Genomic DNA, 17,729 nt, shown 5'->3' with positions numbered 1-17,729 from the left:
CGCAGCTATCGCGGGTCAGGCCCGCTCCCACAGGCATCATCACTGCCCCTGTGGGAGCGGGCCTGACCCGCGATGAAGTATCGAAGCCTTACAGCTCTACGCTGACTGCCTGCGAAGCCCGGGTCGCCTTGGCCCGCGCGGCTTCGATCGACTCGTCACGCGCCAGGCACACGCCCATGCGCCGCTGGCCATTCACTTCTGGCTTGCCGAACAGGCGCAGCGCCGTGTCCGGCTCGCTCAGCGCCGCGCCGAGGTTGGCGAAGGCGGTCTGCTGCGAAGTGCCTTCCACCAGAATCACTGCCGAAGCCGACGGCCCGAACTGGCGAATCAGCGGAATCGGCAGGCCCAGGATCGCCCGCGCATGCAGCGCGAACTGCGACAGGTCCTGGGAGATCAGGGTCACCAGGCCAGTGTCGTGCGGGCGCGGCGAGACTTCGCTGAACCACACCTGGTCGCCCTTGACGAACAGCTCCACGCCGAACATGCCGCGACCACCCAGGGCCTCGGTCACCGCACGCGCCACGCGCTCGGACTCGGCCAGCGCCTTGGGGCTCATCGCCTGCGGTTGCCACGACTCCTGATAATCGCCCTTCTCCTGGCGATGCCCGACCGGCGCGCAGAAGGTGGTGCCGCCCACATGGCGCACGGTGAGCAGGGTGATCTCGTACTCGAAGTCGATGAAGCCCTCGATGATGACCCGGCCCTTGCCGGCACGCCCGCCTTCCTGGGCATAGTCCCACGCAGCCTGCACGTCATCGACGCCCTTGAGCAGGCTCTGGCCCTTGCCCGACGAGCTCATCACCGGCTTGACCACACACGGGAAGCCGAGGTCTTCGACGGCCTTGCGGTAGTCTTCGAAGGTGTCGGCAAAGTGGTAAGGCGAGGTTGGCAGGTCCAGCTCCTCGGCGGCCAGGCGGCGGATGCCCTCGCGGTTCATGGTCAGCTGCGCGGCGCGTGCGGTCGGCACCACGGTAAAGCCTTCGGCTTCCAGCTCCACCAGGGTGGCGGTGGCGATGGCTTCGATTTCCGGCACGATGTAGTGCGGCTGCTCGGCCTCGATCACTGCGCGCAGGGCGGCGCCATCGAGCATGTTGATCACGTGGCTGCGGTGCGCCACCTGCATGGCCGGGGCATCGGCGTAACGGTCCACGGCAATCACTTCAACGCCCAGGCGTTGCAGCTCGATCACCACTTCCTTGCCCAGTTCGCCACAGCCACACAGCAGTACTCGGGTCGCGGTCGGCGACAAGGGGGTTCCGATACGGGTCATCTCAGGTCCTCAGAGGGAAGGAATCCAGGGCCGCCCCAGCACGGTGCAACCCGGTGAAAAGAAGCGCCATTTTACATGGCGCAGGCGTTCTTGCGTGCGCGCCAGGCCATCGCCAGCCACACCACCGTCACCCCGGCGAACTTGGAGCCCAGCGCGGTACCGACCACGGCCGGGGTCAGTGCGCCGATCATGCCGAAGAAGATGAAGGTATCCAGCGGGATGCTCAGCGCCGAGCTGAGCCACAGGCGGTCATGCAACGGGCGCTTGGTGATGCTGAACACCAGCCAGTCGATCAGCTCCGATACCGCGAACGCGGTGGCGCTGGCCAGGGCGATGGCAGGCTCGGAGGTGATATAGGACAGCACCAGGGCGCCAAGCATGGCCAGCAGGGCGCCGTGGCCGAAGCGGGTCTGCACCATGTCGCGCAGGATGAACACCAGCCCGCCCCAGGCGGACCAGATGACGTCCAGGTGCGGGGCACTGGAGAACGCGTAGTTGATCAGCACCACGCTGGCGATATAAGCAATCAGAAAGAACATAGAAACACCGGTTGGCAAGCCGTACAGGGTACTTGAGTGCCCCCGCACGGCCAAGCCCGGGATCAGCCGGCGGCCTTGCCCACCGTCATCACCAGCCCCGCCGCCACGGCGCGCTCATGGCACAGCACCAGCACCTGGCGCCGTTCGTCGTTGGCCATGCGGCCCCAGCGCGTGATCTCGCTGGCGGTGCGCTGGCAGCCGGTGCAGATATCCTGCTCGTCCAGCGCGCAGATGTGCACGCAAGGCGAGGCCACCGGTCGTTCAGGGCTGCTCATCAGTCCTCCTGGGGTACAAGGTCACGGGCATAGCGCTGGGCGTTGTGCACATAGTGGGCAGCGCTGGCCTCGAGCAGTTGCTGCTGCGCCGGGGTCAGTTCGCGCACCACCTTGCCCGGCGAGCCGACCACCAGCGAACCATCGGGAATCTCGCGCCCCTCGGGCACCAGCGCATTGGCGCCGATGATGCAGTGCTTGCCGATGCGCGCACCATTGAGGATCACCGCACCGATGCCCACCAGGCTGTAGTCGCCGACCGTGCAGCCATGCAGCATGGCGTTGTGGCCGACCGTCACGCCCTTGCCCAGGGTCAGTGGCCAGCCCATGTCGGTGTGCATCACCGTACCGTCCTGCACGTTGCTGTTCTCGCCGATGTCGATCAGCTCGTTGTCGCCGCGCAGCACCGCGCCGAACCAGACGTTGGCCCCCGCCTGCAGGCGTACCTTGCCGATCAGCGTGGCGGTGGGCGCTACCCAGCTCTGTGGGTGGGTTTCGACGCGCAGGTCGCCCAGACGGTATTTCATGCGTGGTTCCTCACGGTGGGAAGGCGGCGGGTGGGCCCGCTCATCTTGTAGGGGTGCGCTCAGGCGGATGGTGCAGGCTGATGCGCGCATCGTAAAGCAGGTTGACCAGCTCGACGATCATGATCGCCGACAGGCCCCAGATCTTGTACTCGCCGAAACGGTAGCTGGGCACGTACCAGCTGCGGCCCTGGTAGTCGATGCGGTGGGTATGGTCGCGCGGGTCCTGGCGGAAGAACTCCAGCGGCACGCTGAACACCGCGGCAATCTCGGCATCGTTGGCGCGGTACTCGACATAGTCGGGAATCAGCCCGACAAACGGCGTGACCTTCAGCCCGTGCAACGAAACCAGCGGGCTCAGCGGGCCGATGACTTCGACCAGCCCGGGCGGCAGGCCGATTTCCTCCTCGGCCTCGCGCAGCGCGGTGAACACCAGGTCCGGGTCTTCGGGGTCTCGCCGCCCGCCGGGGAAGGCCACTTCGCCGCCATGGGTCGAGAGCCCCTTGGCGCGCAGGGTCAGCACCAGTTCGGGCGACTCGCTGCGGGTGATGGGCAATAACACGGCAGCCTCGGGGAACCGACGATCGGTCTCCAGGGTGCCCGGCGTGTGACTGCTCATTCGGCGAAGTAACTCGTCCAGCATGGTCTCTCTCGTTCTGTCGGGTCTCTGCATGATGCACCAAAGGCGCAGCCCGCCCAAGCCCCCGCGACAATCGCGCTTGCGGGCCTGCGCGCACTGGCGCGAAGATAGGCGCAGCCACCAGGAAGATAAGCATGAATTACTGCAGTGCGTGCGGCAAACCGGTCACTCATCGCATCCCCGACGGCGACAACCGCCTGCGTCATGTCTGCGATCATTGCCATACCATCCATTACCAGAACCCCAATATCGTCGCCGGCGTGCTGCCCAGCCATGGCAGCCAGGTGCTGCTGTGCCGACGCGCCATCGAGCCGCGGCGTGGCTACTGGACCCTGCCGGCCGGCTTCATGGAAAACGGCGAGACCATGGAACACGCCGCACGCCGCGAGGCCGACGAGGAAGCCTGCGCGCGCCTGGGGCCGATGGCCCTGTACCAGCTGTTCGACCTGCCGCACATCAACCAGGTGCACGTGTTCTACCGCGCCGAGCTGGCCGACCTGGCATTTGCGGTGGGCGTCGAGAGCCTGGAAGTGCGCCTGTTCGAGGAAAGCGAGATCCCCTGGGACGAGCTGGCTTTCAGGACCGTGAGTCGTGCCCTAGAATGCTACTATCTCGACCGCCAGGGGCAGCATTACCCGGTACGCACCGAATGCCTGTCCCCGCGGGTCGAACCGCTCACTTGAACCCCAACGTCGCCACTTTCAGGGATACCGTTTCATGCGCTGGTTGCTTGCCCTCTTCTGCCTCGGTGTGGCGTCGGTGTCCCAGGCGGCGTTCACCGAAACCATTGTGCGAAAACCGCTTGGCCAGGTGACGCCCTCGACCCCGGCGCCCACCCCCTCCGGCGCCCCGTTGATCGACAAGGTGCTGGTGATCAAGTCCGAACGCCGCCTGCAACTGATGAGCGGCGACACCTCGATGAAGAGCTACCGCATCTCGCTGGGCAAGCAGCCCACCGGTGCCAAGCTGCGCGAGGGCGACAAGCGCACGCCCGAGGGGCTGTACTGGCTCGACTGGCGCAAGGTATCCGACCGTTACAACCTGGCCATCCACGTTTCCTACCCCAATGTCAGCGACTCGGCCCGTGCCCGCCGCGAAGGGGTGAAGCCGGGCAGCATGATCATGATCCACGGCACCCCGGACAGTGCGGACTACCCCGAGGCACTGTTCCACACCCTGGACTGGACCGAAGGCTGCATCGCCATGACCAACCGCGACATGCGCGAAGTGTGGAACCTGGTCAGCGACGGCACGCTGATCGAGATTCGGCCCTGACCCCTGCCCCGGATCAACAGCCGGCCGCAGTGCCGGCTGTCATCAAAGCGCCCCTAAATCGTCATATTCGCCTTCTAAAGTGCCGGTCTGCATGACGCCACTTCAGCTGAAGGATATGAAGCAATGAGTCGAGACACCGGCGACAACCTGGACCGCAACGCCAGTGGCAACCTGCCGATGACGTCCGTACTGGACATGTATCTGAGCCGCCGCAGCGTGGTGCGCGGCAGCCTGGGCGCAGCCATCGCGATGATTGCCGGTGCAGGCCTAGGTGGCTGTTTCGACAGCTACGCCGCGGACAAAGCCGCCGCCCCTACCGCCTCGTCGCCGCTGGCGCTCGGTTTCGACTCGATCCCCGGCTCGCGCACCGATGCCTGCACAGTGGCCGCCGGCTACAGCGCCTATGTGCTGGCACCATGGGGTACCCCGTTGAACAGCGCCGCTAAACCCTGGCAGGCCGACGGCAGCAACAGCGCCGAAGACCAGGCAAACGCCATGGGCATGCACCACGACGGCATGCATTTCTTCCCCATCGGTGGCAGCTCCGACGACGGTCTGCTGGCAATCAACTTCGAATACATCGATGCCCAGGCCCTGCATCCTGCCGGCCCCACCCTGGACGCTACCGGCAAGCGGCCGCCCGAGGAGGTGCGCAAGGAGATCAACGCCCACGGCGCCGGCGTCGTGCGCCTGAACAAGCGCGGCGGGCGCTGGCAGGTGGTCGACAACGATCCGCTCAACCGCCGCTTCACCAGCGCCAGCGTGATGGACCTGGCCGGCCCGCTGCGCGGCACCGATCACGTCAAGACCGCGTTCTCCAGAAACGGCACGCAGTCGCGCGGCACCAACAACAACTGCGGTAACGGCCACACCCCATGGGGCACCTACCTGACCTGCGAGGAGAACTGGCCAGGTATCTTCATCAATACGACCACTACGCTGCCGGCCGATCAGCAGCGCCTGGGCGTCAGCACCGGGACAAGCCTGTACAAGTGGGAAACCGCCGCCGGCGCAGCGGACGAAGTGGACGACGAATTCGCCCGCTTCGACATCACCCCACGCGGTACGTCGGCCACCGACGACTATCGCAATGAAGCCAGCACGTTTGGCTATATCGTCGAAATCGACCCGTACGACGCCAGTCGCCGCGCGGTCAAACGCACCGCCCTGGGACGTTTTCGCCACGAGGGCTGCTGCCCCGGCCTGGCGGTGGCAGGCCAACCGGTGGTGTTCTACATGGGTGACGACTCGAACAACGAATACCTCTACAAATTCGTCTCCAGCGCGCCCTGGGACCCGGCCGATGCCACCCCGCACGACCGCCTGGCCATCGGCGCCAAGTACATGGACCAGGGCAAGCTGTACGTGGCGCGCTTCGATGCCGACGGCAGCGGCCAGTGGCTGCTGCTCGATGCTGCCTCGCCCACCATCGATGGCAAGACCCTTGGCGCCCTCTACGGCGACCTGCCGGGCATCATCCTCAATACCCGTGGCGCAGCCGATGCATTGGGCGCCACGCCGATGGACCGCCCGGAGTGGACCACAGTCAACCCGCTCAACGGCGACGCCTACCTGAGCCTGACCAACAACAGCCAGCGCACCCCGACCAGCGTCGACCAGGCCAACCCGCGGGGGCCTAACAAGCACGGTCACATCATCCGCTGGCACGACGGCACGGATCAGCTGAGCTTCACTTGGGACATCTTCGTGTTCGGCGCCAATGCTGCGGCCAGCGCCGACATCAACCGCTCCGGCCTGACCGAACACAACCAGTTCGCCAGCCCCGACGGCATGAGTTTCGATAGCCGCGGTATCCTCTGGTTCGAGACCGACAACAGCGAACCGAGCGTGAGCGACTACACCAACGACCAGGTGCTTGCCGTGATCCCGGACCTGTTGCTCGATGCCCAGGGCAAGCGCAGCCCGATCAACGCGGACAACGCCCTGAACCTGCGTCGCTTCTTCGTGGGGCCCAATGGGTGTGAGGTGACAGGGATTGCGTTCACTCCGGACAACCGCTCGATGTTCGTCAACATCCAGCACCCGGCCAACTGGCCCAGCACCGATGTAGCGACCACGGCAACGCCGGCCGGCAGAAAGGTGCGACCACGTGCGGCGACGGTGGTGATTCAGCGCAATGATGGGGGGGAGATAGGCGTCTGAGCAGCAGGGGACTGCTCGAAGGGAGGTGGGGCATGCCCCACGACCCTCAGAAATCAGCGAGCTGCCAGACCTCGTAGGCCGGGGTCTCGTAGGGGTGGCTCGCCTTCAGGGCCGCGACTACCGGCCCCACCAGCGCATCGTCCACCACCAGCTCGACCCGCCACTCCTCGACCTGCTCGACCACCCCGCTCTGCCCGATGAACGGCTGGCTGCCGCTCAACGGACGGAACTGGCCCTGGCCCAGCACCTGCCACGCACAGCTGTCGTAGGCGCCGATGCGTCCGCCACCGGCGGCGAACACAGCGGCCTTGACCTGCTCCACATGGCTGGGCGGCACGAAGAAGGCGAGTTTGAACACCCTCAGTTCACCCAGGCCCGCGCGTTGCGGAACATGCGCATCCAGGCGGCGTCTTCGTTCCAGTCATCCGGGCGCCACGAGTTCTGCACCGCACGGAATACCCGCTCAGGGTGCGGCATCATGATGGTAACGCGCCCGTCGCGGCTGGTCAGGCCGGTGATCCCGCGCGGCGAACCGTTCGGGTTGGCCGGGTAGGTCTCGGTGACCTTGCCGTGGTTGTCGACGAAACGCAGGGCCACGCAACCGGACAGGTCGGCTTCCAGCAGTGCCTCTTCGCTGGCGAACTCGGCATGCCCTTCACCGTGCGCAATGGCGATCGGCATGCGCGAACCGGCCATGCCCTGCAGGAAGATCGAGTTGGACTCCTGCACCTGGACCATCGCCACGCGCGCCTCGAACTGCTCGGAGCGGTTACGCACGAAGTGCGGCCAGAACTCGCTGCCCGGGATCAGCTCGTGCAGGTTGGACATCATCTGGCAACCGTTGCACACACCCAGGGTGAAGCTGTCGCTACGCTCGAAGAAGCCCTGGAAGGCGTCGCGGGCGCGGCTGTTGAACAGCGCCGACTTGGCCCAGCCTTCACCGGCACCCAGCACGTCACCGTAGGAGAAGCCGCCGCAGGCAACCATGCCCTTGAACTCGTTCAGGTCGACGCGACCGGCGAGGATATCGCTCATGTGCACGTCGATGGCGTTGAAGCCGGCACGGTCGAACGCCGCAGCCATTTCCACCTGGCCGTTGACGCCCTGCTCGCGCAGTACCGCCACCTGTGGGCGAATGCCCTTCTTGATGTAAGGCGCCGCGATGTCGTGGTTGACGTCGAAGCCCAGCTTGACGCTCAGGCCCGGGTTGTCTTCCTCGAGCAGGCCGTCGAACTCCTGGTCGGCGCAGTCGGCGTTGTCGCGCAGGCGCTGGATCTGGTAGCTGGTCTCGGCCCACTGGCGCTGCAGCAGGCGGCGGTCGCCGGTGAACAGCACTTCGCCGTTCAGGCTGATGGCCACGTCGGCACAATTGACCGGCTTGCCGATCACCGCCACGCAGTCTTCGCCAAGGCCAGCGGCGCTGAACTGGGCCAGCACGTCCGGGGTGGCGTCCTGGCGCACCTGGATCACCGCACCCAGCTCTTCGTTGAAGAGGATGGCCGCGACTTTCTCGCGCTTGCCGGTCAGGGTGTCCAGTTCCAGGTTCAGCCCGCAATGGCCGGCGAAGGCCATTTCCAGCGCGGTGGCCAGCAGGCCGCCGTCGGAGCGGTCGTGGTAGGCCAGCAGGTGACCGTCGGCGTTCAGGCCCTGGATCACCGCGAAGAACGCCTTGAGGTCTTCGGCGTCGTCGACGTCCGGTGCCTGGCTGGCGAGCTTGCCGTGGGTCTGGGCCAGGATCGAGGCGCCCATGCGGTTCTGGCCGCGACCCAGGTCGATCAGGATCAGGTCGGTTTCGCCCTTGTCCATGCGCAGTTGCGGGGTCAGGGTCTTGCGGATGTCGGTAACCGGGGCAAAGCCGGTCACGATCAGCGACATCGGCGAGGTCACGGTCTTCTCGCGACCTTCATCTTCCCAGCGGGTCTTCATGGACATCGAGTCCTTGCCCACCGGAATGGTCAGGCCCAGCTCGGGGCACAGTTCCATGCCCACGGCCTTGACCGCGTCGTACAGGCGCGCGTCTTCACCGGGGTGGCCGGCAGCCGACATCCAGTTGGCCGACAGCTTGATGTCGGACAGCTTGCCGATGCGCGAGGCCGCCATGTTGGTCAGGGTCTCGCCGATCGCCATGCGCCCGGACGCCTGGGCGTCAAGCAGGGCCAGCGGGGTGCGCTCGCCCATGGCCATGGCTTCGCCGGTGTACACGTCGAAGCTGGTGGCGGTGACGGCCACGTCGGCCACCGGGACCTGCCATGGACCGACCATCTGGTCGCGGGCGACCAGGCCGGTGATGGTGCGGTCACCGATGGTGATCAGGAAGTTCTTGCTGGCCACGGCCGGGTGGCGCAGCACGCGCTGTACCGAGTCGGCGAGGTCCAGGGTGCTCGGGTCGAAATCGTCGCCCAGCTCGGCTTCGCGGCTGACCGAACGGTGCATGCGCGGGGCCTTGCCCAGCAGCACTTCCAGCGGCATGTCCACCGGGCTGTTGCCGAAGTGGCTGTCGGTGACGGTCAGTTGCGGTTCGGCAGTGGCTTCGCCGACCACCGCGAACGGGCAGCGCTCGCGTTCGCAGATGGCGGTGAAACGCTCCAGGTCCTTGGCGTCGACCGCCAGCACGTAGCGTTCCTGGGACTCGTTGCTCCAGATTTCCAGCGGCGCCATGCCCGGCTCGTCGTTGGGCACGTTGCGCAGCTCGAAACGACCGCCACGGCCGCCGTCGTTGACCAGCTCGGGGAAGGCGTTGGACAGGCCGCCCGCGCCGACGTCATGGATGAACGCGATGGGGTTGGCATCGCCCAGCTGCCAGCAGCGGTCGATGACCTCCTGGCAGCGGCGTTCCATTTCCGGGTTTTCGCGCTGTACCGAGGCGAAATCGAGGTCGGCAGAGCTGGCGCCGGTGGCCATCGACGAGGCAGCACCGCCGCCCAGGCCGATCAGCATGGCCGGGCCGCCGAGCACGATCAGCTTGGCGCCGACGGTGATCTCGCCCTTCTGCACATGGCCTTCGCGGATGTTGCCCATGCCGCCGGCGAGCATGATCGGCTTGTGGTAGCCGCGCACTTCTTCGCCGTGGGGGGTGTTGATCGACTGCTCGAAGGTACGGAAGTAACCGGTCAGTGCCGGGCGCCCGAACTCATTGTTGAACGCCGCGCCGCCCAGCGGGCCTTCGATCATGATGTCCAGCGCGGTGACGATGCGCTCCGGCTTGCCGTAGGGCTTTTCCCAAGGCTGTTCGAAGCCCGGGATCTGCAGGTTGGACACGGTGAAGCCGGTGAGGCCGGCCTTGGGCTTGGCGCCGCGACCGGTGGCACCTTCGTCGCGGATCTCGCCGCCGGAACCGGTAGAGGCCCCCGGGAACGGCGCGATGGCGGTCGGGTGGTTGTGGGTCTCGACCTTCATCAGGATGTGCACCGGCTCCTGCACCGCGCCGTACTGGCGGGTTTCAGGGTTCGGGAAGAAGCGCCCGGCGGTGGAACCGACGATCACCGAGGCGTTGTCCTTGTAAGCGGACAGCACGCCTTCGCTGTGCATCTGGTAGGTGTTCTTGATCATGCCGAACAGGCTTTTTTCCTGGCTCTGGCCGTCGATATCCCAACTGGCGTTGAAGATCTTGTGGCGGCAGTGCTCGGAGTTGGCCTGGGCGAACATCATCAGTTCGATGTCGTGCGGGTTGCGCTTGAGGCCCTGGAAGCTGGTGACCAGGTAGTCGATCTCGTCTTCGGCCAGGGCCAGGCCCAGCTCGACGTTGGCTTTTTCCAGCGCGGCGCGGCCACCGCCGAGGATGTCGACGGCGGTCAGCGGCTTGGGTTCGGCATGGCTGAACAGGCCGGCGGCCTCTTCGAGCCTGCCCAGCACGATCTGGGTCATGCGGTCGTGCAGCAGCTCGGCAACGGCGGCCACATCGGCCTCGCTCAGTTCACCGCCGACATAGAAGGCAGTACCACGCTCCAGGCGCTTGACGTTCTCCAGGCCGCAGTTGTGGGCGATGTCGCTGGCCTTGCTCGACCAGGGCGAGATGGTGCCGAAACGCGGCATGACCAGGAACAGGCGACCGCTGGGCTCCTGTACCGGCACGCTCGGGCCGTACTTGAGCAGGCGCGCGAGCACATGCTGTTGGTCGGCACTCAGCTCGCCGTCAACCTCGGCGAAATGGGCGAATTCAGTGTACAAACCACTAACAGCGGGGACTTTCTGGCTCAGTTGCTCGAGTAATTTACCGTGGCGAAAGGCAGAAAGGGCAGGAGCGCCGCGCAGGATCAACATCGTCGGGACAGCCTCAGGAAGGGGGTGTGCTTAGAGGCCGTGCATTCTAGCCTAAACCGCCGCCGACGGCACCCGAAACGCTGCATCGGCGACAGGCCGAATGTCGGCAAGCCGACAAGAGTGCTTCACGAGATGACAAAAACCCGTCCCGACGCGGTTTTATCGGGCTGTGCTAGCAGACAAGCCGGATGTTGTCGAGATATGGCGCGGCAGGTCCTTTGCGTATACTGCACCCTATGTTTGCCCAGACTGCTTTGCGCCAGCGTTGTGCCAAATGGCTCATCGCAACCGGACTCTTCCTGATGCTCGGTGCCTGTGTTGAAAAACCCAGCACCCTGGAGCGTGTCAAGGAGGACGGCGTGCTGCGCGTGATCACCCGCAACAGCCCGGCCACCTACTTCCAGGACCGCAACGGCGAAACCGGCTTCGAGTACGAGCTGGTCCAGCGCTTTGCCGACGACCTGGGCGTGAAGCTGCAGATCGAGACCGCCGAAAACCTCGACGACCTGTTCAACCAGCTCGGCCAGCCGAACGGCCCGGTGCTGGCGGCAGCGGGCCTGGTAAGCAGCGAGCAGCGCAAGCAGCAGGTACGTTTTTCCCACCCGTATCTCGAAGTCACCCCGCAGATCATCTACCGCAACGGCAAGCCCCGCCCCACCGACGCCGGCGACCTGGTCGGCAAGCGCATTCTGGTACTCAAGGGCAGCAGCCATGCCGAACAGCTGGCAGAGCTGAAAAAACAGTACCCGGCCCTGCAATATGAAGAATCCGACCAGGTCGAGGTGGTCGACCTGCTGCGCATGGTCGACGAGGGCCAGATCGACCTGACCCTGGTCGACTCCAACGAAGTGGCGATGAACCAGGTGTACTTCCCCAACGTGCGGGTCGCCTTCGACCTGGGCGACGGGCGCGACCAGCGCTGGGCGGTGGCGGCCGGCGAAGACAACAGCCTGCTCAACGAAATCAACGAATTCATCGACAAGGTGCACAAGAACGGCACCCTGCAACGGCTCAAGGACCGCTACTACGGCCACGTGGACGTGCTCGGCTATGTCGGCGCCTACACCTTCGCCCAGCACCTGCAGCAGCGCCTGCCGCGCTACGAGAACCACTTCAAGACCTCGGCCAAGAAGGAACAGGTGGACTGGCGCCTGCTGGCGGCGATCGGTTACCAGGAGTCGATGTGGCAGGCCGAGGTCACCTCCAAGACCGGCGTGCGCGGGCTGATGATGCTGACCCAGCGCACCGCCCAGGCCATGGGCGTGTCCAACCGGCTCGACCCGCGCCAGAGCATCGAGGGCGGGGCCAAGTATTTCATGCATGTGAAGAAGGAGCTCGATGACGACATCGAGGAGCCGGACCGCACCTGGTTTGCCCTGGCCGCCTACAACGTGGGCAGCGGCCACCTGGACGATGCACGCAAGCTGGCCAAGCGCGAGGGGCTGAACCCGAACAAGTGGCTGGACGTGAAGAAGATGCTGCCGCGCCTGTCGCAGAAGCAGTGGTACAGCAAGACCCGCTACGGCTATGCCCGTGGCGGCGAGCCGGTACATTTCGTGGCCAACATCCGGCGCTACTACGACATCCTGACCTGGGTGACCCAGCCGCAGCTGGAGGGCAGCCAGGTGGCCGAAGGCAACCTGCATGTGCCGGGGGTCAACAAGACCAAGCCGGCCGACGCTTCGCCGCCGCTCTAGTTTGCAGCGCCTGTATCGCGGGCCAAGCCCGCTCCCGCAACAACGGGGGAGCGGGCTTGACCCGCGATGGTCACACCACGGTTATCAGGCCTTGGCCCGCCGAGCCCTGAAGAACTCGGTCAGAATCGCCCCGCACTCCTCGGCCAGCACCCCGCCCTCGAACAGCACCCGGTGGTTCAGAAACCCCTGGGTAAAGAATTGCCCCTGGCTCTGCACGATCCCGGCCTTGGGCTCCAGGGCCCCGAACACAACGCGGTTGACCCGCGAATGCACGATCAGCCCGGCGCACATGCTGCACGGCTCCAGCGTCACATACAGCGTGCTGCCCGGCAGCCGGTAGTTGCTGGCCGCCTGCGCCGCCGCGCGAATGGCCACCATTTCGGCGTGCGCGCTGGGGTCGCTGCCGCTGATCGGGCAGTTGAAGCCCTGCCCGATCACCTCGCCGTGCTGCACCAGCACCGCGCCCACCGGCACCTCGCCCAACGCCGCCCCCTGCGCCGCCAGCTCCAGCGCCAGGCGCATGAAGTGCTGGTCGCGGCTGCGGTCGATGATCTGCGGCTGACGCATCACGCCACCTCGATGGCGGCCATCAGGCCGGTTTCCATGTGATCGATCACGTGGCAATGGAACATCCAGGTACCGGGGTTATCCGCCACCAGCGCCACCTGCGCCCGCTCGTTCTTGCCCAGCAGGTAGGTGTCGGTGAAGTACTGCTCCGGGATCTTGTGGCGATTGGAGCTGAGCACCTTGAAACTCATGCCGTGCAGGTGGATCGGGTGCTGGTACTGGGTCATGTTCTTGAGCTCGAAGATGTAGCTCTTGCCCTTCTTCAAGGTGGCGATCGGCCGGTCGGAACAGGTCTTGTCGGTGATGTCCCAGGCCTGCCCGTTGATCTGCCACAGGCTTGGCGGCTTGCCGTTCTCGGTATTGACCGACACCGAGCCTACCCACTCGAAATTGAAGTTGATCTTCTCGGCGTTGGCCAGGTCCGGTTCGGCGATGGGGTTGGCCGGCAGCGCCGGTGGCCAGTCGCCCGGTGCCTCGCTGCTGGCCACCGAACGCAGGGTGCCCAGGCGCACCGAGCCATCGCGCAGCGACAGCTCCTCACCGGCTGCCGGCATGCGGATGGCCAGGCAGATGCGCATGCCGGGGCCCAGCCAGTAGTCCTTGCCCAATGGGCGCGGGGTGATCGGGTTGCCATCCAGCGCATAGATACGCGCCTCGAAGTCGCCCTTGAGGTTGATGCGGTAGGTCAGGGTGTTGTCCAGGTTCAGCAGGCGCACCCGCACGATCTGCCCGGCGGGCATTTCCACCACCGCGTCGGGCTGCCCGTTGATGGTGATCAGGCGCCCTGCGGTGCCGCCACGGGCCGCTTCGCGCGGCACGCTGAACTCGACGAAGTTGCCCTGCTCGTCCACGTGCCAGTTCTTCAGGCTCAGGGTGCGCTCGTGCTTGAAACCGGTGGGCTCGCGCTCCTCCACGATCAGCGGGCCGACCAGGCCGCGGCCCAGCTCTTCGCTGCTGTTGACGTGGGGGTGGTACCAGAAGCTGCCGGCATCCGGCACGCGGAACTTGTAGTCGAAGTACTCGCCCGGCAGCACCGGCAGCTGCGACACGTAGGGCACGCCGTCCATTTCCAGCGGCAGGCGGATACCGTGCCAGTGGATGGTGGTGGCCACCGGCAGGTGGTTGATGAACCGCACCCGCAGCCACTGCCCCTGGCGCACCCGCAGCTCGGTGCCCGGCGCGGACGGGCCGAACGCCCAGGCCTGGGTGGTGTGCCCGGCCACCAGCTCGACGTCCAGCGGCGCGGCGATCAGTTCATAGTCATGCCCGGCCTGCTCGTCCTCGACCTTGCCCATCCAGTAACGTGCGGCGCCCCCGGCGCCCAGGCCAACCACCACCAGGCCAGTCAGCCCCTTGAGCATTTGTCGACGGGTAAAGGACATCGGAACAGGCACCTCGTATCGCGAAAACAGCCTGCCAGCCATGACCGGGCTGGCGGTAAGGGCGAATACGATACACCTGCATTTGCGAAACTTTAAGTGAAGAGTTGCCCCGGCAGCGGCACACGATGCCGCACCCACCCGCGCAGCACTATCTACCGCACCTGCCCGCTGGAGCCAGCCCATCCTGCCATGGCCCAGACCAAGGAAGGATCGCCATGCCCCAGCCCCCCAACCCACAACGCGCACAGCTTCAGGACATTGCGCGCCAGCTCGTCGTCAACTGCCCGGACATGCGCCAGATGGCCCGTGAGGTGGCCGTCGACGCCCTGAAGAAGTTCGCCCGCAGCAGCCTCGATCCGGACACCGTGTACCTGCACCGTTTCAAGGCGGCCCAGTCCAACCCCAGAAGCTTCAGCGGCTGGGAGCACCGTGAGCTGCCCTACCAGTCGCTGACGTTGCCGCAACTGGTGATGCAGCGCTTCGACGCCAACGACCAGGACAACGCCGACCTGCTCGGCTACCGCACCGGCTTCTACCGCGAAGGCGCGCATGCCGGGGTGTTCGACGAACGCAACGAAGTCCCCATGGCACCGGCCGATGTGCTGCGCTACTTCTGGCAGATCGACTTCAGCTCGGTCTTCAAGCAGAAGATGCAGGCGTTCTGGGCCAACAGTGCAGAGGCGTTTCGCAGCATGGCCAAGGCCAACTTCCTGAGCAAGGTAGTGGAAGCCTGCGAACACGCAGACCTGCCCGAACAGCGCAAACGCTACCGCCTGCTGGCCCGGGCACTGGCCGGCGTCACCGACTGGCCGCCCACCCTCGAACAACTGCAGCAAACGCATGTTCCCGACCAGGGGGTGCGCCTGCATGCCTTCGACATCGGTGGCTACGTCGCCAGCGACATGCTGCGTGCCGTACTGCCCGATGGCTACCAGGTGCTGTACATGCCCGGCGAGGTCACGGCCCTGCACCTGTTTGCCAACCCTGCGCAGCTTTACTGGTGGGTGCTGCAGAACACCAATGCCGCAGATAACCGCGCGCGCCTGATGGCCCACTTCGCGTTGTCCAGCCATGCCGAAAACCCCGCCGGGGTCGGGCTCGAGCATCTGATCGACCTGCTGTTCTCCAACTGGGCCGGCAGCGCACACGATGCCATCAACCTGCTGGACAAGCCGGTCGACCAGGATGCATTCAGCTACCTGCGCGATGCGGCGCGACAGCGCATGAGCGACGACGCGCACTTCGCCCTGCGCTCCAACGCCGACCTGCGCAAACAGATGTGGGTGGCGGACCTGCACGCCTTTACCCGGTTCGCCGGTGCGATGGCTGCCTTCGACTGGCCGGTTGCACTGGCCGCCGTGGGCGCAGGGCTTGGCGAGACCGGCCTGTCCATCGACGAGGCGATCAACGGCCATACCACTGCCGAGCGCCAGGCGGGCGTCATCGGCGCCGTACTGGCCTCCATCGACACGCTGTTCAACGCGACGCTGCTCGGCGAGGAGACCGGTGAAGCGATACGGGTCGACGGCGAGGTGCCCGCCGTCGCCGAGCCCTATGTGGAGGCCGAGGACGAACCCCTTGCCACTGCCGAGGATATTGACGCCCAGGTACCCGCCCCCCTGCGACCGACACCGGCTTCCCAGCGCCTGGCCACCTTCGAGACCAATGCCCTGCTCGATGGTGAAAAACCCGGGGTCGGCAAGATGCAGGGCATCTACTCGCTGGCCGACGGTTTCTATGTAGCGATCGGCGATTTCGCCTACCAGGTGCGGTACGTGGGCGAGCTCAAGAGCTGGGTGGTGATCGACCCGAACGCGCCCTTTTCGTTCTACCGCAACGTGCCCATCCGGCTCACTGCGCAACAGCAGTGGGAGCCCGTCGCACAGGGCCGCCTTCTGGGGGGTACACCGCGCTTTCGCCTCAAACTGTGGGGCCGCAGCGACTACGCGCCACCCCCTGCCGAACGTATCCCCACGCCCTACGAGCTGCTCCCGCGCCAGCAGGCACAGCTGCGTTCGGTGGATGACGAACAGCTCAGCGGCATTACCTACCGGGCCAATCAGCCACACCTGGAACAAGCCTGCGACCTGTTTCGCACACTGCGCAGCAAGCTGCTGAACGACGCCAGGGAGTACCTGAGCACGGTGGAGCTGCCGCCACGCCCGCAACTGCCGCTGTTCGAAAGCAACCCGGCGCCCAAGCAGATCTTGCGTGGTTGCTACTCCCGCTGCGACGGCGTGGTGATCGGCGAATGCCACGCACACCTGGGCAGCAAACGCTTTCTGATCGACAACATGGCGCAACTGCGCAAGCAGAAGGTCAAGGTGCTGTACCTGGAGCATCTGCTGACGGACTTTCACCAGGCCGACCTCGATGCGTTCAACCGCACAGGCAACATGAGCCAGCACCTGCGCGACTATGTGGCCGAACTGGACCGAAGCCAGGCCACCGACAGCAGCGGACGCTATACCTTCCAGCAGGTGATGTTCACCGCACAGGCCAACCAGGTCCGCCTCCAGGCCATCGACTGCATGGCCAGCTATCGTCAGGCCTGGCTGGCCACCCCGCCGGGCCCGATCCGCCAACAGATGATGAACTTCTTTGCCCATCGGGTCATTGCAGCAGACCAGGCCCTGCACCCCAGCAGGTGGATCGCCTTCGTGGGCAACACCCACACCAACACGTTTGACGGCGTGCCAGGGCTTGCCGAGCTGCAGGGCGCCATCGGCCTGCGCATCGAAGACATCGAGTGCGGGCTGCCTGTGCGATTCGGCGTCGACCCCGGTATCCAACCCGACCAGTCGGCCAACCTGGCAGCGGTCAAATGCGACCTGCTGCTGCAGGTGCCCATTGCTCCCGCACACGGCGTGGCACGCACCCTGGAAGAAAAGCTGCGCGCTGTCGGCTCCTTCAGTTTCACCCAGGTGGAGGGGACCTTGCAGATGATCCACCGCAGCAAGGACCTGACGCTGCACTACACCCCCATCCAACGGGACGGCACGTTCTACTACATCGATCGGGCGAGCTGGCCACGCGTGGACAAGCGCCGCATGCCAAGCCTGGCGCAACTGTCGACCCTGGTGACATCCAACGGGCTGACCTTCGTGCCACTGTAACGGCGCCGCCCAGCTTTGCTTGCT

General features: G+C 65.7%; 14 protein-coding genes. 5 read left to right on the top strand and 9 right to left on the bottom strand.

Annotated features, from left to right (window positions below; genetic code table 11):
* Positions 1-88 precede the first annotated feature (88 nt).
* The 5 genes from purT to QMX96_RS15715 all read right to left on the bottom strand — a co-directional run bounded on the left by purT (position 89) and on the right by QMX96_RS15715 (position 3,248).
* Positions 89-1,270, bottom strand: coding sequence for a formate-dependent phosphoribosylglycinamide formyltransferase (gene purT, locus QMX96_RS15735; RefSeq protein ID WP_043863179.1), 1,182 nt, complete (start codon positions 1,268-1,270; stop codon positions 89-91).
* Positions 1,271-1,341: 71 nt separating this feature from the next.
* On the bottom strand, positions 1,342-1,809 hold the full coding sequence (locus QMX96_RS15730; protein ID WP_043863178.1) for a VUT family protein: 468 nt from the start codon (positions 1,807-1,809) through the stop codon (positions 1,342-1,344).
* A 62-nt stretch (positions 1,810-1,871) separates the two neighbouring features.
* Positions 1,872-2,084 (bottom strand): DUF1289 domain-containing protein, encoded by a 213-nt coding sequence (locus tag QMX96_RS15725; RefSeq protein ID WP_043863177.1) that lies wholly within the window; start codon positions 2,082-2,084, stop codon positions 1,872-1,874.
* Positions 2,084-2,608: a gamma carbonic anhydrase family protein gene (locus QMX96_RS15720; RefSeq protein ID WP_054915036.1), complete on the bottom strand. Its 525-nt coding sequence runs from the start codon at positions 2,606-2,608 to the stop codon at positions 2,084-2,086. Before QMX96_RS15720 ends, QMX96_RS15725 begins: the two co-directional genes overlap by 1 nt.
* 40 nt (positions 2,609-2,648) lie before the next feature.
* On the bottom strand, positions 2,649-3,248 hold the full coding sequence (locus QMX96_RS15715; protein ID WP_043863175.1) for a CoA pyrophosphatase: 600 nt from the start codon (positions 3,246-3,248) through the stop codon (positions 2,649-2,651).
* 131 nt (positions 3,249-3,379) lie between these two features.
* On the opposite strand from QMX96_RS15715, the gene QMX96_RS15710 reads away from it, so the two are divergent.
* The 3 genes from QMX96_RS15710 to QMX96_RS15700 all read left to right on the top strand — a co-directional run bounded on the left by QMX96_RS15710 (position 3,380) and on the right by QMX96_RS15700 (position 6,683).
* Complete coding sequence (locus tag QMX96_RS15710; protein ID WP_043863174.1) at positions 3,380-3,928, top strand: NUDIX hydrolase; 549 nt, start codon at positions 3,380-3,382, stop codon at positions 3,926-3,928.
* A gap of 34 nt (positions 3,929-3,962) precedes the next feature.
* Positions 3,963-4,520, top strand: a complete 558-nt coding sequence (locus QMX96_RS15705) for a L,D-transpeptidase family protein (protein ID WP_054915039.1) — start codon at positions 3,963-3,965, stop codon at positions 4,518-4,520.
* A gap of 123 nt (positions 4,521-4,643) precedes the next feature.
* Positions 4,644-6,683: a PhoX family phosphatase gene (locus QMX96_RS15700; protein ID WP_282362036.1), complete on the top strand. Its 2,040-nt coding sequence runs from the start codon at positions 4,644-4,646 to the stop codon at positions 6,681-6,683.
* 46 nt (positions 6,684-6,729) lie between these two features.
* Here the strand turns inward: QMX96_RS15700 and QMX96_RS15695 are convergent, their stop codons facing one another.
* Together QMX96_RS15695 and purL are read right to left on the bottom strand one after the other, a co-directional pair.
* The gene (locus QMX96_RS15695; protein WP_054915053.1) at positions 6,730-7,041 is read right to left on the bottom strand and encodes a YqfO family protein; all 312 of its coding nucleotides are present in this window, start codon (positions 7,039-7,041) and stop codon (positions 6,730-6,732) included.
* Positions 7,042-7,043: 2 nt separating this feature from the next.
* Positions 7,044-10,943 (bottom strand): phosphoribosylformylglycinamidine synthase, encoded by a 3,900-nt coding sequence (gene purL, locus QMX96_RS15690; RefSeq protein WP_282362035.1) that lies wholly within the window; start codon positions 10,941-10,943, stop codon positions 7,044-7,046.
* A 236-nt stretch (positions 10,944-11,179) separates the two neighbouring features.
* Here purL and mltF point away from each other — a divergent pair, with 236 nt between their 5' ends.
* A complete protein-coding gene (gene mltF, locus QMX96_RS15685) occupies positions 11,180-12,640 on the top strand; it encodes a membrane-bound lytic murein transglycosylase MltF (RefSeq protein WP_058541455.1) in 1,461 nt (486 codons plus the stop codon).
* Positions 12,641-12,724: 84 nt separating this feature from the next.
* Here mltF and tadA read toward each other — a convergent pair whose 3' ends face one another.
* Positions 12,725-13,207: a tRNA adenosine(34) deaminase TadA gene (gene tadA, locus QMX96_RS15680; protein WP_054915054.1), complete on the bottom strand. Its 483-nt coding sequence runs from the start codon at positions 13,205-13,207 to the stop codon at positions 12,725-12,727.
* Positions 13,207-14,589, bottom strand: coding sequence for a multicopper oxidase family protein (locus tag QMX96_RS15675; protein ID WP_043860642.1), 1,383 nt, complete (start codon positions 14,587-14,589; stop codon positions 13,207-13,209). The genes tadA and QMX96_RS15675 overlap by 1 nt, the downstream gene beginning before the upstream one ends.
* Positions 14,590-14,804: 215 nt before the next feature.
* Here QMX96_RS15675 and QMX96_RS15670 point away from each other — a divergent pair, with 215 nt between their 5' ends.
* A complete protein-coding gene (locus QMX96_RS15670) occupies positions 14,805-17,705 on the top strand; it encodes a membrane-targeted effector domain-containing toxin (RefSeq protein ID WP_282362034.1) in 2,901 nt (966 codons plus the stop codon).
* Positions 17,706-17,729: the final 24 nt, after the last annotated feature.

It is taken from the genome of Pseudomonas sp. PS01300 (assembly GCF_029960155.1).
Lineage (GTDB): Bacteria > Pseudomonadota > Gammaproteobacteria > Pseudomonadales > Pseudomonadaceae > Aquipseudomonas > Aquipseudomonas palmensis.
The sequence above is the reverse complement of the archived record's forward strand: the minus strand, read 5'-3'. Positions and strand labels throughout refer to the sequence as shown.

Coding starts and splice junctions, on each gene's coding strand:
- purT (WP_043863179.1), bottom strand. CDS start 1,270: ATGACCCGTATCGGAACCCCCTTGTCGCCGACCGCGACCCGAGTACTG.
- QMX96_RS15730 (WP_043863178.1), bottom strand. CDS start 1,809: ATGTTCTTTCTGATTGCTTATATCGCCAGCGTGGTGCTGATCAACTAC.
- QMX96_RS15725 (WP_043863177.1), bottom strand. CDS start 2,084: ATGAGCAGCCCTGAACGACCGGTGGCCTCGCCTTGCGTGCACATCTGC.
- QMX96_RS15720 (WP_054915036.1), bottom strand. CDS start 2,608: ATGAAATACCGTCTGGGCGACCTGCGCGTCGAAACCCACCCACAGAGC.
- QMX96_RS15715 (WP_043863175.1), bottom strand. CDS start 3,248: ATGCTGGACGAGTTACTTCGCCGAATGAGCAGTCACACGCCGGGCACC.
- QMX96_RS15710 (WP_043863174.1), top strand. CDS start 3,380: ATGAATTACTGCAGTGCGTGCGGCAAACCGGTCACTCATCGCATCCCC.
- QMX96_RS15705 (WP_054915039.1), top strand. CDS start 3,963: ATGCGCTGGTTGCTTGCCCTCTTCTGCCTCGGTGTGGCGTCGGTGTCC.
- QMX96_RS15700 (WP_282362036.1), top strand. CDS start 4,644: ATGAGTCGAGACACCGGCGACAACCTGGACCGCAACGCCAGTGGCAAC.
- purL (WP_282362035.1), bottom strand. CDS start 10,943: ATGTTGATCCTGCGCGGCGCTCCTGCCCTTTCTGCCTTTCGCCACGGT.
- mltF (WP_058541455.1), top strand. CDS start 11,180: ATGTTTGCCCAGACTGCTTTGCGCCAGCGTTGTGCCAAATGGCTCATC.
- tadA (WP_054915054.1), bottom strand. CDS start 13,207: ATGCGTCAGCCGCAGATCATCGACCGCAGCCGCGACCAGCACTTCATG.
- QMX96_RS15675 (WP_043860642.1), bottom strand. CDS start 14,589: ATGTCCTTTACCCGTCGACAAATGCTCAAGGGGCTGACTGGCCTGGTG.
- QMX96_RS15670 (WP_282362034.1), top strand. CDS start 14,805: ATGCCCCAGCCCCCCAACCCACAACGCGCACAGCTTCAGGACATTGCG.